Below are 14,624 nucleotides of genomic sequence, written 5' to 3'. Positions count from 1 at the left end.
TGAATATAAAAGTATCAATATATTGAGGTGATTATTGATGATTAAACATTTCACGGTAGATCAAAGTTATAAAGAGTTAACCGAGCATCGTACATTATTGTTACCGATTGCCTGTTATGAAACGGCAATTAACCAAAATATAAATGGACATATCCCCCTCCATTGGCATGATGAAATTCAATTTGTCTTGATCATCAGAGGAGAAGCTGTCTTTCAAATAAATGAAGAAAAAATAATCGTCCAAGAAGGTGAGGGACTATTTATCAATAGTGGCTGTCTGCACATGGCTGAGGAGATTAATCATTCTGGATGTGTTTATATCTGCTTAAATGTTTCACCTCATTTCGTCTTAGCTCAAGATCTCTATGCAACCTATGTAGCTCCGTATATTCAAGCAACAAATTTAACGTATGTTCACCTAGACACAAAGGAAGAATGGGGGAAAAACATTTTAGAGGCGATTATCAAAATCAATCATTTGATGCAAAAAAAGTCCCCATATTATGAAATTGACATCACGGTACAATTAACTTTGATGTGGCAAAACTTAATCATAAACGGTTTCCAATTAAAGTACGAACAGTCAGAAATGATAAGGAACAAGCGAATGAAGCAAATGCTAAATTGGATTCATCAACACTACACAGAGAAAGTCATGCTAAAAGATATAGCACGAGCTGGGCAATTGAGCCGTTCCGAATGCTGTCGCTATTTTCAACGGTATTTAAAGAAAACCCCATCAAATTATCTTACGGATTATCGAATTCAGAAGAGTAAAGCTCTATTACAGCAACCAGATTCAAATGTCACGGATGTTGCTTTTCAAGTAGGATTTAACAGCACAAGTTATTTTATCGAGAAATTTAAAAAGTCGATGAACATGACACCTCTAACATTTAAGAAAAATAAAAATGACTAATATTTAAGAAACAGTCGTTCTTAAAATTGACAGATTATTCAATAATAGAAGGACAAAATAGGGCATCCATATAATAAATAATTAAGCATATTATTATGGGGTGTTCTATATGAAATTGGAGGACAAAAAGTAAAAGAAAAAGTATTTATTAATCATATTGAACGCCATTTTTGATTTGTAGGGTAATGTGCTTGAAAGAAATACGAAGGTGGTTTTAGGAGATGAATGATAAAGAAAAAATCTATTATGAACGAGGGACAGAGGAATTAAAAAGGAAGAGTAATCGTGCACATCAACTTGTTCGGAAACTGAATAATATGGACGTTGATGAGGATTTACAGAAGATAGAAATCATAAATGAATTATTCGGTAGTGTTGGTGAAAGCCCTAGTATTGAACATAATTTTCATTGTGACCTAGGTTACAACATTCATGTCGGTCATCAATTTTATGCTGGGTACAACTGTACTATTTTAGATATGGCTGAAGTGAGAATCGGTGATCATTTTATGATAGGACCGAATGTTGGAATATATACGGCGGGTCATTCGATTGAACCAAAAGGGAGAAATAAAAGTGGATATGCCATACCGATTAGAATCGGAAATGATGTATGGATAGGTGGAAGCTGTGTGATTTTAGCAGGGGTTACCATTGGGGACAATTCCATTGTTGCTGCAGGCTCTGTTGTGACAAAGGATGTTCCTGCTAATACAATAGTTGCAGGTAATCCAGCGAAAATATTAAGAAACATTTAAATGTATATTTATCTAATTAATGAAGTGCTTTACTTACGATAGAGTAGAGCATTTTTTATTTTCTAGGCTCTTTTCTCAAACATATTTAAGTAAAGTTATAACGAATCAATATCATCTGAGGATTTACGGAGAGGCTTTTTAAAAGCAACAAACTATATGAAAACAGTATTTTCTAAACAGATGGCGCTTGCCAGAATTGGAGCCATTTTCGGAAGAAAAAATTGTATGGTAAATATTTTTACTATTTTTCCAAATTATGTTGAAAATGAAATAAACTTTGTGTATATTGTATATAATGTATGTATCGATATATATATAATTTGTGAAGAGGTTTTGTCATGCAAATCATCATTTCGAATCGTTCAAAGCAACCCATATATGAACAAATTTATACCCAATTTAAAGATCATATTCTTGCGAATAGATTGAAAGCGGGACACCATTTGCCTTCCATGCGCCAATTAGCTAAGGAGTTGAATGTAAGTCTCATTACGACAAAGCGTGCTTATGAAGAATTGGAGAAGAATGGTTTTATTTATTCAGTGGTTGGGAAAGGCTCGTTTGTATCGGATCAGAATAATGAAATGATTAAAGAAGGAAAAATGAAGGCGATTGAAGAGCAATTGGTGACAGCCATTAAAAATAGTAAGGAAATTGGTGTCACTCTAACAGAACTAAAAGAATTGCTTACCATCTTATATAGGGAGGAAGAATGATGGAAAATGTGATTGAAATTCAGAATGTTCATAAATCATTCGAAGGTTTTCAGCTGAAGGATCTAACATTGACCGTAAAAAAAGGATTTGTCACGGGGTTTATCGGAGGAAATGGTGTAGGGAAATCCACAACGATTAAGCTGATCATGAATTTATTGCAGCCTGATAGTGGAACGATTTCTGTATTTGGTTTGAATTATAAGGAGCATGAAAAAGAAATCAAGCAGCGCATTGGTTTTGTATATGACGAAAATGTTTTTTATGATCATTTAACATTAGCTGAAATGAAAGAGATTGTGAAACGGTCCTATGTAAATTGGGATGATCATCTTTTCAATGATTATGTGAAAACATTTAACTTGCCGCTTATGAAAAAAATTAAGTCATTTTCCAAAGGAATGATGATGAAAGCCTCGCTATCTATTGCTTTATCCCATCATGCGGAATTAATTATTATGGATGAACCTACGTCTGGATTAGACCCAATTTTTCGTCGAGAGCTGTTGGATATCCTTCATCAGCTTATGCAAGATGGAACTAAGACAATCTTTTTTTCGACCCATATTACAACGGATTTAGACACAATTGCAGATTATATCACTTTTATTCATCAAGGAGAGCATATTTTTACAAAGGAATTGTATCAAATTGAAGAGGAGTACGCGATTGTTAAGGGAGGACTGGATTTATTAGATCGAGAGACAGAAAAGGAATTTATATCTATCCGAAAATCAAATTATGGGTTTGAGGCATTAACAGCAAATAAAGCAAGGACAGAAGAGGTATTTGGTGAAATGGTGTTAATTGAAAAACCAACTCTTGAAGATATTATGTACTACACAAAGAAAGGGGCTGAACAGTATGTTCAATTTAATACGTAAAGATCTAACCTTACAGAAAAAAACATTAGCGCTGTTATTACTTGGTTTATGTATTTATTTATTTTTAGATGCCTCCCCCCTCTGGGTAGGGATTGTCTTTAGTATTGCTATTTCGATGAATGCCATATCGATGGATGAAAAGTCTTCCATCCATATGCTCATCAATTCTCTACCATATACGCGGAAAGAAATTGTCAGTTCAAAGTATATTGTTATGGTTCTCTTTACGCTGATGGTAGCTGCAACCATTTTTATAGGAAATTTAATCATTCATGGTGAACTCTTTGAATGGAAAGACATCTTGCTAATGATTGGAATTGTGATGGTGGCTATTTCATTAATGTTGCCATTCTGTTATAAGTTCAAAAGTAATTACTTGTTTATCGCTACTATTATAGGATTCGGCGTGTATTTGTTAGTGATAAATTTTGTCATTCAAAACTTGAACGATAGAATTAGAGAGTCGGTTCATATGCTACTAACTTTAGGAAATACTCAGCTTTATGTCTTGATTGGCTTATTGGTTATAATTTTATATATAGGTTCATGGCTACTATCGATTCGTATTTATAGAAATAAAGTGTTTTAAAAGGCCTTTTTCTCAAACATTAATGATATTAACGATTTACTGAGAAAAGAACTGCAAACTCCTGGGTGGAAAAGCCCGCAGCTGGGCCTTTACAAAAGCAACAAACGATAAGAAAACAACCTTTGAAAAAGTTAGTAAGGGAGTCTAGGAAATGAGAGAAATACGGATAAAAGGGAGAACCAAACAAGATCGTAGTTGGATGATTTCTATTGGGGCATACGTGGGTTTGCAGATCATTTTTCTTATCATTGACAATTCTTCATGGTCACCAGGCTTCAATAAAGGGGCATTTTTTAATAGACTAACAAATTCTAAGTTTTTTACGGAATGGTTCACTCCATATGACATCGTCCAATTTAATATATTTACAGTGGTCTTTTCGATCACTTTGCTTCCAGCTGCATTAATAGGTGCAGTGAAATACTTTTATGCTAGGAAGAAAACAGTCAGTTAACTGAATTAAAACCTATTTCACAAAATGTTCACTTACGAGGCAATTTTTCCATCCTTATAATACAAGAGGTATACAAAAGAAGGGATGATGAAATTGCCAACAACAAAGAAAGAAAGCTTACAATTTGGTTTACTCATGTGTTTTGGAATGGTTTTAGTTATGACTATGTATAATTTTTTCCTTAATGGTACCTTTGGTCAAATAACTTTTATTGAAGGAATTTTAGATTTCCTGGTGGGGTTTATTATTGCCTTTATCCTTGACTGGTTTCTCGTTGGACCTCTTGCTAAAAAAATTGCCTTGCAATTAACCGCCAATACAACAAAAAAGATCTATACAGTATTAACAATTTCGATATGTATGGTTATTGGAATGGCGTTTTTTATGTCCATTTACGGAATGATTATGTCTAATTTAAAAAATGGATTTGATTCCAACACAGTAATCACTGATTATTTATCTGTTTATGGTAAAAATATAATCGTTGCCTTGCCGTTACAACTTATTATTATGGGCCCAATCGTGCGTTATATTTTTACGAAGTATATTAAATCTGATAAAAATAAATATGGAAACATACACAGCATTTCATGACTATTTAAGGTTATGATTGCAATAGACTACTGCGTTATCCTAAATGGATAACGCTTTTAATTTACACCTTGGGACAGGTACTACATAATAGTTATATAATTTTTACTTTATTAAAATGAAAATCTCTACTTAAAATAAAAACAGTTGAAAGGATTATCAATGATGGAACAATTTATTTGTAACAGCTGTGCAAAAAAGTATGATATTAAACCCACTTTATGGAAGTGTGAGTGTGGTGGCGTATTTAATATTGTAAAAGAGACACCAAGAATAAATAAATTAGCCTGGAACAACTATCCGAACTCGTTATGGCGTTATGTTGAAACGATGCCATTCGCAAAAGATTCGAATACGTGGAAATCGATTACAATGGGTGAAGGCCAATCTCCATTGATCGTTTTAGACCCCCTAGAGCCAAATACATATGTAAAAGTCGAATATATGATGCCTACACTATCTTTTAAAGATCGAGGGGCTGCTGTCTTAATGACTAAGGCGAAGGAGTTAGGGGTTTCAAAAGTGATTGCCGATAGCAGTGGAAATGCTGGGACGGCGATTGCAGCCTATGCAGCCCGTTGTCATATTGCCTGCGATATTTATTTAAGCGATGAAACCTCACCGAAAAAGATTGCGCAAATAAAAGCACATGGAGCAAATATTAAAGCCATTCATGGTACACGAGAGGACGTAGCGGCTGCAGCACAAAAAGCAGTAAATGAAGAAAAGGTTTTTTATGCAAGTCATGTGTATAATCCTTACTTCTATGAAGGAACTAAAACCTATGCCTATGAAATTTATGAGCAATTATCAGGGGCACCTGATTCATTAATCATTCCTGTTGGAAATGGTACTCTTTTACTTGGTGCATTTTATGGTTTTAAAGAGCTATTGGAAAACGGATTGATAGATAAAATGCCGAAAATGATTGCAGTCCAAGCGGCAAACTGTGCACCTCTTATTCATGCTTATGAAAATGGGAGGGACGTCGCTGCATCGGTTACGAATCAAGGGACTCTAGCCGAAGGAATTGCGATTGCAGCACCTGCACGTTCAAAACAAATTTTAGAAGCGGTACGTGAAACATGCGGAATATTTATTGATATAGAAGAAGCTGAAATTTTGAATGCACGACAAATGCTAGCTGCCAAAGGCTTTTATGTAGAAGTCACATCAGCAGTAAACTATGCAGCTTACTTAAAATATAAGAAGCAACCAGAAGAAAAAATCGTCATCCCACTTTGTGGTGCGGGAATAAAATCTAATTAAATAGGAAAATGGGAAATTTTTTAGTCCAATGGATGGACAATGATTATTTGCCATTTTTATTTAATGAAGCTGCCTATACAAACGGCAGCTTTGTTCCGCTAACTGGTACCCATCCGAATGAATTGGCGTAATTAGCAAGTGGTTTGTCGCTCTATGCTAGTTACAGAGCGATATCGGATTGGTATGATAATCATTGTCCCTTCGGATAAGACAAGACTTAATGATAAAGTATAAACAAGTGAATCTAGATAGCTAAAGGAGGGCGATATGTATGACTTCACAAACACGCATTAAAATTCCAGCTGGATTTTGGACTGGGTTACGTCAATTAGGGATGAATCCCCACGATGTGGTTCGCAAAGCGAGTCTGCCGCTTACGATTATTAATAAACCAGTTGTCTCTACCACCCAGTATTTCGCCATCTGGCAGGCGTATTCTGACCTTATCGGCGACACTGCCAAAGGAATCATGATGCTTCCAACCGTCTTTGAAACGGCTCAGTATCCACCGGCTGTCTTAGCAACTTACCATGCTCGTGACTACCGGGACGCTTTAAACCGAATGGTTCGGTATAAACAAATGTGCCCTCCTGAAAGCTTATGTATCAAAGAGGAAGGTGAGAATTGCACGATCGAACTGAAATGGTTATCTACGGAGGAAGCTGGACCACCAATACTTGTTGGTGTCACGCTAGCATTTCTACTAGAGCTAGGACGCCGGGGTACAGGTCAGCCTATAGTAGCAAAGCATGTTGAATTTTCACACGAAATGGGCAATGTACAAATACTTGAGGAATACTTTGGCTGCCGGATCCGGGTCGGTGCAAATTGTAATCGATTGACGCTGCATCGAAGAGATCTAGATCGCCCCTTTGTCTCGTATAATGCGGAGCTGTTGGAGATTCTGACTCCCGTACTGGATCAATCATTAGAAGAGCAGAAAAACATATACTCAACCGCTGAGAAGGCAAAGTGGATGATTAAACGTAGTTTAACAGGAGGGCACACCGACATTCAGACGATCGCGAGCGAGCTGGGGATGAGCAATCGTACTTTGCAACGCCGGCTTGCTGATGAAGGCACGAACTTTAAGCAATTGTTGACACAAGCTCGACATGAGCTAGCACGTGAGTATTTGGCAGACCCATTGCTTGATATTAAAGAAGTCGCATTCCTGGTTGGATATGAAGACCAAAACTCATTTTACCGTGCCTTCCGCCATTGGGAAGGGAATACCCCTTTACATTGGCGTGCAGAGCACTTAGGGACAAATCGAATAAATTAAACTTTGACAAAATTATCCCCTTTCATAAAAAGGGAAATCTAAATAAGTAAAGTAAAGGAGAATATTTTATGGATATGCAGCTAAAAGGTAAAACAGCCTTAGTAACAGGATCAACGAAGGGCATAGGGAAGGCAATTGCCATTGAACTTGCCAAAGAAGGGGTGAATGTATTAATTAATGGACGAAATTTTGATGAGGTAGAACGAACAGTAAATGAGATGAAGGCAGAGTTTCCTGATACTTTTCCTCAAAATGCGGCTGCTGATATCGTTGATAAAAAACAAAGAGAAGCTTTATTTGATAAATATCCACAAATTGATATTTTAGTGAACAATATGGGGATTTATGAAATCATGCAATATGACGACATAGATGATGAAGTATGGGAAAAGTACTTTCGGACAAATGTACTTGCAGCGAATGGATTATCTAAATTTTATTTACCGAAAATGTTGGAAAATAATGATGGCCGGATTATCTTTATTGCGAGTGAAGAAGCCATTATGCCTTCAGGTCAAATGCCCCAGTATTGTATGACAAAATCAATGCTTTTATCATTATCAAAAAGTTTATCTAAATTAACGGTTGGAACAGAAGTGACAGTTAATACAATCATGCCAGGACCAACCCTCTCGGAAAACGTGCAGCAAATTATTGAGGGAATATACGCTAATGAAGATATGACTTTTTCCGAGAAAGAGAAAGCTTTTATGGCAACAAACCTACCTCAATCAGAAATACAGCGATTTATTAGACCCATTGAAATAGGGAGACTAGCTACATTTGTATGTAGTCCTTATGCATCGGCATTTAAAGGTTCCCCAATCCGTATGGATGGTGGTATGGTACCAACTATTTATTAACATAGCTCTAATGCAAATATTTAATATCGATTGACGATTGGATATTAGTAGGTTGCAAAAAGAATCGACTATGTCCATTTGGGGTAGTCAGAATAATAGGCTAATAATAAGGACATTTTATAAAACAAAATACATTGACATATCGAAATATCGCGATATAATGAGTTGTATGGAACCAATTGAAATCTTTAAAGCCTTATCAAATGAATCAAGGTTGCAAATTTTGCAATGGCTAAAGGAGCCTGATCGTCATTTTATACCCCATGAAGGGATTGATATGAACACAATAGGGGTATGTGTTAGCCAAATAACAGATAAATTAAAAATGACGCAATCAACTGCCTCCCAATATCTCTCTATACTTTTAAGAGCTGGTCTGATTAAGGCAGAACGAATAGGCAAGTTTACTTATTACAAAAGAGATGAAGACGCGATTAGCAAAATTGCTGACTTATTAAAAAAGGAAATTTAAAAGTACACGGAATGCTTTAGAAGCAAAAATAAACATCTGAGGATGTTTATTTTTACAGAAAACATATCGATATATCGCGATGTGTATTTTTTTAAAACAAACATATCGTTATTTTGCGATATGTTGATATGATGAATGATTAAGGAGTGATAGAAGGTGTCTAACACATGGAAAATTTATATTTTAGCCATTATTAGTTTTTTGGTAGGAACGTCAGAGTATATAATTTCCGGGATTCTGGATAATATTGCTCAAACACTGGGGATCACCTTATCTGCTGCTGGCCAGTTAATTACGATTTTTTCACTTGTTTATGCTATTTTTACACCGATTCTCATGGCAGTAACAGCAAGTATAGACAGACGTAAATTAATGATATATTCTCTAGGTCTATTTGTTTTAGGAAATATTCTTGCTTATGTCTTGCCTGGATATGGATGGTTTATTGTTGCGAGAGTCATTATGGCATTGGGAGCAGGAATGGTTGTTGTAACGGCATTAAACATTGCAGCCAAAATCGCATCGGAAGGGAAGCAAGCGAGTGCAATTGCTACAGTAGTCATGGGATTTACAGCATCACTAATTATTGGTGTTCCGCTAGGAAGAATGACCGCTGAAGCATTTGGTTGGAAATCTGTATTTGGTGGAATCGCTCTTTTGGGATTAATAGCAATGGTGGTGATGTTCTTTACCCTTCCACATACTGAAGGAGATAAGCCTGTACCTTTAGCTCAACAGCTCTCTTTATTGCGAAAACGAAAAGTTCTGCTTGGATTAGCCATCACGTTCTTCTGGCTCGGGGGATACTCTATTGCCTATACTTATATATCACCCTATCTTCTGACCATTTCGGGGATAAGCGACAAGTTGTTAAGTGGCGTTTTGCTTATATTTGGAATCGCTAGTTTGGTAGGATCAAAGTTCGGAGGCTATAGCACGGATCGATGGGGAGTAGCCTTTACTCTCGTTGGTGGCATGGGATTACATATTATCATGCTGCTGCTACTATCTATCGTAACCCACTCGTATGTCGGAGTACTAATCATTCTAATATTCTGGTCTTTTGCCGCATGGTCTACAGGTCCGACACAACAATATCACTTAGCCACAATTGAACCAGAGTTATCGGGTGTATTGCTTGGTATTAATCAGTCAATGATGCAATTAGCTATGGCTGTAGGTGCAGGAGTAGGTGGAATCTTTGTTGAAAAGGTCTCACTAGCTTCCATAACCTGGATTGGGGCATTAGGTGTTGCGTTCGCGATTATTGTTTCTTTGATAGCTTTCAAATCAAATGCTAAACAGAAATTAGCGAATGTAAAAGCATTGAATGAGTAATGCAATTCTTTAGTCTTTAGCGGAATAGATATACTGTTCATTTTGGGCATAGGATTTCATAAAGAGGGTTCTAAATGGATAAAAATTACAAGATGAAGAATACAATTTTGAGGAAAAGGGTGCGTTTCTTTAAAGAAATGCACCTTTTTTAAGGAGGAAAAGCGTCATTAATTACCGTATATAATTAATAACCTTTCGTTGATTTCTTCTTTAGTTAAAGTCCTAAAAATTAGTTTTTAATAGAGGTACATAAAAATTGGAGGTTATAAGTATGTTCTCATCTAAAAGGATCAAATTACGGAAAGTGGAAAAAGGGGATACTGAAAAATATCACTCTTGGCGAAACGATACAGATGTCATGTTTTCTACAAACCCTTCATTAGACGTATATTCACTTGATGATACTAGAGAGTTTGTGGAAAATGTTCTTATTCATTCTGATTCATCGAAAAGCTATATGATTATTGAAAAAGAAAATGAGGTATCCATCGGGATTACATCATTAATAAATATAGATTATAAAAATAGAAATGCTGAATGTATTATTGATATTGGTGAAAAGGAGTACTGGGGCCAAGGATATGGTACGGAGGCATTAAGTATCCTATTAAATTATGCATTCCAGGAACTTAATTTACATAGAGTATCATTAAGAGTTTTTTCCTTTAATGAAAAGGCGATTAAATTATACAAAAACTTAGGATTTAAAGAGGAAGGGAATAGTCGTCAGTCCTTATATAGAAATGGACAATGGCATGATATTTTACATATGGGGATCTTAAAAGAAGAGTTTATCAATTAAATAGGTGTTCACTTTGGAAGACTTTACTTCAATATGGAGTGGAGTCTTTTTTTATGGCTCTTTTTTAAAAAGTCTGCTATTTAAGTAGAGTTTTAACAAATAATCTTTCATTTCACTAACTACTGTTTATTGTACTTTCCTATTAGTAGGAAAGAAAAATAAATGTAAGGGCTTTAATAAGTTGATATCATTTAAAACAAATAAGAGGAGGGAAACATTATGACAAAAAAAGTTCTTTTAGTATGTGGAGCAGGAGCATCTTCTGGTTTTATGGCGGCAGCTGCTAGAAAGGCTACTAAGAAATTAGGTTTAGATATTGAATTTAAAGCAAAAAGTGAATCTGAAATTGGTGAACATTTAAATGATACCGATTTACTATTAGTTGCACCGCATTTGAAATACATGATTGATGATGTAAAAAGCGCATGTGAAAAAGCAGGTGTTAAATACGGTATTATTCCCCAAAAAGTATATGGATCTTTGGATGGCCAAGGGTTAGTTAAGGTTGCAGAAGAAATTTTACAAGGTGGTAATGAATAATGGAACAAGTAAATAAAGAAGAATTAGCATTAATTTCAATGAACGTAATCTTACATGCGGGTAATGCTCGTGATTATGTTTTTCAAGCCGTAGATAAAGCTTCTAATGGAGATTTCAATCAAGCAGATGAACTTATGAAAAAAGCAGATGAGGAGATCGTTATCGCTCATAAAGCTCAAACCAATACTCTGCAAAAAGAAGCAGAAGGTATTGAGATTCCGTTTTCGCCATTATTTGGACATGCTCAAGATACATTAATGACTGTTAAATCAGAAATGAACATCATGAGGGAAATTATAAAGCTTTACAAAAAAATCTAGGGGGTGAGAAAGATGGATAAATTTATGTCCTGGATGACGGATAGTTTTGCTCCGAAGGTCAATAAGATAGCAAAAAACGCTTGGGTTGCATCGATTCAAGACGCTATCTTGACAGCCATGCCAATGATTTTTATCGGTTCATTTGCAACTATTTTGTCAATCGTTAAGGATTTTTGGAAGGGCTTTCCTGACTTTTCGATGATTAGCACTTTTTCATTCGGTTTATTCTCAATATTTTTAGCTTATTTAATACCAGAATCCATAATGAACCATAAAGGCCATAAGGGTGTTTCAAAACAAGCAGGTCTTGCTGGTTTGGCATTTTTCTTAATGTTAGTATATCCCCAAATTACTGCAGACGGTCATATTAAGTTTGATTTAAATACATTTGGTACCGGTGGGATGATTGCTGCTCTAATTGCCGGATTGTTTGTAGGTTTTGTTATGAATCTCTTCTCAAAATGGAAATTTATTGGTGAAGATTCACCGATTCCAGACTTTGTTGCGGTTTGGTTTAACACGCTAATTCCTATCATCGTTATTTTATTAATTGGTTGGATTTTTACATTTGAAATGAATATCAACGTATATGATGTCGTAAATTCAATCTTTTCGCCATTAATTAATCTAGGTCAAAGTTTCTGGGGATTTGTATTGATTTTCTTCCTTGGTTTTTCATTCTTATACACATTTGGAATTTCAAGCTGGGTTTTATATCCAGTTCAAACCGCTATCGCATTACCAGCTATTGCGGAAAACCAAGCAAACTTTGCAGCTGGTAAGGCTGTCACAAATATTTTCACGGTTGAGACAGGTTCCTTATTTCTTATCGGTGGTGGGGGAGCCACATTAGCTCTCTGTATCATGTTAGCATTTATGGCTAAATCGCAACGTTTAAGAATGATAGGAAAAGCATCGCTTGTTCCTTCGATTTTCAATATTAATGAGCCAATTGTATTTGGGGCGCCAATCGCCTTCAACCCTATTTTGATGATTCCAATGTGGATTAATGGACTACTAGGACCGATTCTAACTTGGTTTGTGATGAAAGTTGGTTTGGTACCAATTCCACATGAGCCATTTCAACTTTGGTATTTACCAGGTCCAATTCAAAACTGGATTATTACAGCATCAATTATTGGGCTGATTTACTTTATTGTATTATTTGTCCTTTCATGGATCGTCTATTATCCATTTTTCAAAATTTATGACAAACAAGCGGTTAAACAAGATGCAGAATTAGCAGAGGAAGGAGAATAATAATTATGAGACAAAATAAATATGCAAGTTTTCCAAAGGACTTCTTATGGGGTGGAGCTATCGCTGCAAGTCAAGCAGATGGTGCTTTCAGTGAAGACGGTAAAAAGCCCAATTCATCAGATGTTCAACCATATCTCAAAGGAATGTCAAATGAAGAAATTCAAGAGTTGGAAAAGCAAGGAATGACATTGGATGAAGTAAAAAAGAATTTGACTGATACGAAGCATTACTTTCCTAAACGCCATGGAATAGATTTCTATCATACCTATGAAAATGATTTGGAATTACTAGCAGAGATGGGCTTTAAAACGTTTAGAACTTCGATTGATTGGTCAAGAGTATTCCCTAACGGGGATGAAACTGAACCGAATGAAGCAGCTTTACAGCATTACTGCAAAATGATCGATAAGATGAAGTCCCTTGGAATTGAACCAATCATCACCATGTTACATTATGAAACACCGATTAATATTACATTACAGTATGGTGGTTGGAAGAACAAAGCAGTCATTGATATGTTTGAACGTTACGGTAAGGTATTATTAGATCGTTTTGGCGATAGAGTAAAGTATTGGATTGTTGTGAATCAAATAAACATGATTCAGATTGAACCATTTTTGTCTTTAGGTATATGCAGAGATCAATATGATCATATTGAAGAGGCTGAATATCAGGCTGTTCACAATCAAATGGTAGCTTCAGCTAAAATTCAAAAGTATGCTAAAACATTACATTATGACTTAGAAATCGGGACTATGGTTGCTGATATGACAGTATATCCATATTCATGTAAGCCAGATGACATTGTGTTGGCGATGCAGCATAATCGTATGCAATACTTCTTTACTGATGTACAATTCCGAGGAGAATATCCGAAATATGCTGTAAATTATTTTAATGAAAATAATATTCATCTTGATATTACCGAAGAAGAGACAAAACTGTTAAGGGATCATACGATGGATTATCTTGCCATTTCTTATTATTTCTCACAAATGGTTGATTCGACAAAGAATGTGAATAAAGCTGATTCAACTTCAGTGAACCCAAATTTAGATGCGAATCCATGGGGATGGAATGTCGATCCACAAGGACTATTTAATACACTATCTCAATATTGGGATCGTTATCAAAAACCAATCATTATTGCTGAAAACGGATTTGGTATGTATGATACGGTCGAAGAAGGAAAGATTCATGATGATTATCGTATATCCTATTTAAGTGACCATATTGAGCAAGTTGGTCGTGCCATTCATGATGGTGCGAATGTCATTGCCTATTGTGCATGGGGTCCAATTGATATAGTGAGTTGTTCTTCACAACAAATGTCAAAACGTTATGGTTTTATCTATGTTGATCTAGATGATGAAGGGAAAGGATCAGCTAAGAGAATGAAGAAAGATAGTTTTTACTGGTACAAACAAGTGATATCAACGAATGGATCAGAAATTTAATAAGGCTGTTTTCGTTTAGTTTGTTGCTTTTGTAAAAGCCCAACTACCTGCTTTTACTACCAATAAAGGATTCTAGCGGGTCTTATGGAGATTGCAGCTTTTTTCTCAGT

18 protein-coding genes are annotated in these 14,624 nt (G+C 35.6%); all 18 read left to right on the top strand.

Going from position 1 to position 14,624, the window contains the following annotated elements; genetic code table 11:
• The first annotated feature begins 34 nt into the window (after positions 1-34).
• The 18 genes from MHI39_RS20860 (at position 35) to MHI39_RS20775 (ending at position 14,514) form a co-directional block, all read left to right on the top strand.
• On the top strand, positions 35-919 hold the full coding sequence (locus MHI39_RS20860) for an AraC family transcriptional regulator (RefSeq protein WP_342540099.1): 885 nt from the start codon (positions 35-37) through the stop codon (positions 917-919).
• A 221-nt stretch (positions 920-1,140) separates the two neighbouring features.
• Positions 1,141-1,677, top strand: coding sequence for a sugar O-acetyltransferase (locus MHI39_RS20855; protein WP_342540098.1), 537 nt, complete (start codon positions 1,141-1,143; stop codon positions 1,675-1,677).
• Between the two features lie 338 nt (positions 1,678-2,015).
• The gene (locus MHI39_RS20850) at positions 2,016-2,393 is read left to right on the top strand and encodes a GntR family transcriptional regulator (RefSeq protein ID WP_058006655.1); all 378 of its coding nucleotides are present in this window, start codon (positions 2,016-2,018) and stop codon (positions 2,391-2,393) included.
• Positions 2,393-3,274, top strand: coding sequence for an ABC transporter ATP-binding protein (locus tag MHI39_RS20845; RefSeq protein WP_342540097.1), 882 nt, complete (start codon positions 2,393-2,395; stop codon positions 3,272-3,274). The genes MHI39_RS20850 and MHI39_RS20845 overlap by 1 nt, the downstream gene beginning before the upstream one ends.
• Positions 3,255-3,863 carry an ABC-2 transporter permease gene (locus MHI39_RS20840; RefSeq protein WP_058006653.1) on the top strand — a complete coding sequence of 203 codons (609 nt, stop codon included), beginning with the start codon at positions 3,255-3,257 and terminating at the stop codon, positions 3,861-3,863. Before MHI39_RS20845 ends, MHI39_RS20840 begins: the two co-directional genes overlap by 20 nt.
• 151 nt (positions 3,864-4,014) lie before the next feature.
• On the top strand, positions 4,015-4,317 hold the full coding sequence (locus tag MHI39_RS20835) for a YfzA family protein (protein WP_058006652.1): 303 nt from the start codon (positions 4,015-4,017) through the stop codon (positions 4,315-4,317).
• A 93-nt stretch (positions 4,318-4,410) separates the two neighbouring features.
• Positions 4,411-4,911 (top strand): DUF2798 domain-containing protein, encoded by a 501-nt coding sequence (locus tag MHI39_RS20830; RefSeq protein WP_058006672.1) that lies wholly within the window; start codon positions 4,411-4,413, stop codon positions 4,909-4,911.
• A gap of 162 nt (positions 4,912-5,073) precedes the next feature.
• Complete coding sequence (locus MHI39_RS20825) at positions 5,074-6,177, top strand: threonine synthase (protein WP_342540096.1); 1,104 nt, start codon at positions 5,074-5,076, stop codon at positions 6,175-6,177.
• A gap of 8 nt (positions 6,178-6,185) precedes the next feature.
• On the top strand, positions 6,186-6,308 hold the full coding sequence (locus MHI39_RS20820) for a hypothetical protein (RefSeq protein ID WP_257233915.1): 123 nt from the start codon (positions 6,186-6,188) through the stop codon (positions 6,306-6,308).
• A 140-nt stretch (positions 6,309-6,448) separates the two neighbouring features.
• On the top strand, positions 6,449-7,462 hold the full coding sequence (locus MHI39_RS20815; RefSeq protein ID WP_342540095.1) for a helix-turn-helix domain-containing protein: 1,014 nt from the start codon (positions 6,449-6,451) through the stop codon (positions 7,460-7,462).
• Between the two features lie 68 nt (positions 7,463-7,530).
• Positions 7,531-8,325, top strand: a complete 795-nt coding sequence (locus MHI39_RS20810; RefSeq protein ID WP_058006649.1) for an SDR family oxidoreductase — start codon at positions 7,531-7,533, stop codon at positions 8,323-8,325.
• Between the two features lie 169 nt (positions 8,326-8,494).
• A complete protein-coding gene (locus tag MHI39_RS20805; RefSeq protein WP_058006671.1) occupies positions 8,495-8,797 on the top strand; it encodes a metalloregulator ArsR/SmtB family transcription factor in 303 nt (100 codons plus the stop codon).
• A 156-nt stretch (positions 8,798-8,953) separates the two neighbouring features.
• The gene (locus MHI39_RS20800; protein ID WP_342540094.1) at positions 8,954-10,135 is read left to right on the top strand and encodes an MFS transporter; all 1,182 of its coding nucleotides are present in this window, start codon (positions 8,954-8,956) and stop codon (positions 10,133-10,135) included.
• A 271-nt stretch (positions 10,136-10,406) separates the two neighbouring features.
• Positions 10,407-10,937 (top strand): GNAT family protein, encoded by a 531-nt coding sequence (locus MHI39_RS20795; RefSeq protein WP_071977621.1) that lies wholly within the window; start codon positions 10,407-10,409, stop codon positions 10,935-10,937.
• 219 nt (positions 10,938-11,156) lie between these two features.
• A complete protein-coding gene (locus tag MHI39_RS20790; RefSeq protein WP_058005716.1) occupies positions 11,157-11,477 on the top strand; it encodes a PTS sugar transporter subunit IIB in 321 nt (106 codons plus the stop codon).
• The gene (locus MHI39_RS20785; RefSeq protein ID WP_212944331.1) at positions 11,477-11,797 is read left to right on the top strand and encodes a PTS lactose/cellobiose transporter subunit IIA; all 321 of its coding nucleotides are present in this window, start codon (positions 11,477-11,479) and stop codon (positions 11,795-11,797) included. Before MHI39_RS20790 ends, MHI39_RS20785 begins: the two co-directional genes overlap by 1 nt.
• 12 nt (positions 11,798-11,809) lie before the next feature.
• Positions 11,810-13,057 (top strand): PTS transporter subunit EIIC, encoded by a 1,248-nt coding sequence (locus tag MHI39_RS20780; protein ID WP_342540093.1) that lies wholly within the window; start codon positions 11,810-11,812, stop codon positions 13,055-13,057.
• 5 nt (positions 13,058-13,062) lie between these two features.
• Positions 13,063-14,514, top strand: a complete 1,452-nt coding sequence (locus MHI39_RS20775; protein ID WP_342540092.1) for a glycoside hydrolase family 1 protein — start codon at positions 13,063-13,065, stop codon at positions 14,512-14,514.
• The last annotated feature ends 110 nt before the right edge of the window (positions 14,515-14,624 follow it).

The organism is Heyndrickxia sp. FSL K6-6286 (assembly GCF_038630395.1).
GTDB lineage: Bacteria > Bacillota > Bacilli > Bacillales > Bacillaceae_C > Heyndrickxia > Heyndrickxia oleronia.
The sequence above is the reverse complement of the archived record's forward strand: the minus strand, read 5'-3'. Positions and strand labels throughout refer to the sequence as shown.

Coding starts and splice junctions, on each gene's coding strand:
- MHI39_RS20850 (WP_058006655.1), top strand. CDS start 2,016: ATGCAAATCATCATTTCGAATCGTTCAAAGCAACCCATATATGAACAA.
- MHI39_RS20855 (WP_342540098.1), top strand. CDS start 1,141: ATGAATGATAAAGAAAAAATCTATTATGAACGAGGGACAGAGGAATTA.
- MHI39_RS20790 (WP_058005716.1), top strand. CDS start 11,157: ATGACAAAAAAAGTTCTTTTAGTATGTGGAGCAGGAGCATCTTCTGGT.
- MHI39_RS20845 (WP_342540097.1), top strand. CDS start 2,393: ATGGAAAATGTGATTGAAATTCAGAATGTTCATAAATCATTCGAAGGT.
- MHI39_RS20835 (WP_058006652.1), top strand. CDS start 4,015: ATGAGAGAAATACGGATAAAAGGGAGAACCAAACAAGATCGTAGTTGG.
- MHI39_RS20780 (WP_342540093.1), top strand. CDS start 11,810: ATGGATAAATTTATGTCCTGGATGACGGATAGTTTTGCTCCGAAGGTC.
- MHI39_RS20795 (WP_071977621.1), top strand. CDS start 10,407: ATGTTCTCATCTAAAAGGATCAAATTACGGAAAGTGGAAAAAGGGGAT.
- MHI39_RS20775 (WP_342540092.1), top strand. CDS start 13,063: ATGAGACAAAATAAATATGCAAGTTTTCCAAAGGACTTCTTATGGGGT.
- MHI39_RS20815 (WP_342540095.1), top strand. CDS start 6,449: ATGACTTCACAAACACGCATTAAAATTCCAGCTGGATTTTGGACTGGG.
- MHI39_RS20805 (WP_058006671.1), top strand. CDS start 8,495: ATGGAACCAATTGAAATCTTTAAAGCCTTATCAAATGAATCAAGGTTG.
- MHI39_RS20825 (WP_342540096.1), top strand. CDS start 5,074: ATGGAACAATTTATTTGTAACAGCTGTGCAAAAAAGTATGATATTAAA.
- MHI39_RS20840 (WP_058006653.1), top strand. CDS start 3,255: ATGTTCAATTTAATACGTAAAGATCTAACCTTACAGAAAAAAACATTA.
- MHI39_RS20810 (WP_058006649.1), top strand. CDS start 7,531: ATGGATATGCAGCTAAAAGGTAAAACAGCCTTAGTAACAGGATCAACG.
- MHI39_RS20785 (WP_212944331.1), top strand. CDS start 11,477: ATGGAACAAGTAAATAAAGAAGAATTAGCATTAATTTCAATGAACGTA.
- MHI39_RS20820 (WP_257233915.1), top strand. CDS start 6,186: ATGGGAAATTTTTTAGTCCAATGGATGGACAATGATTATTTGCCATTT.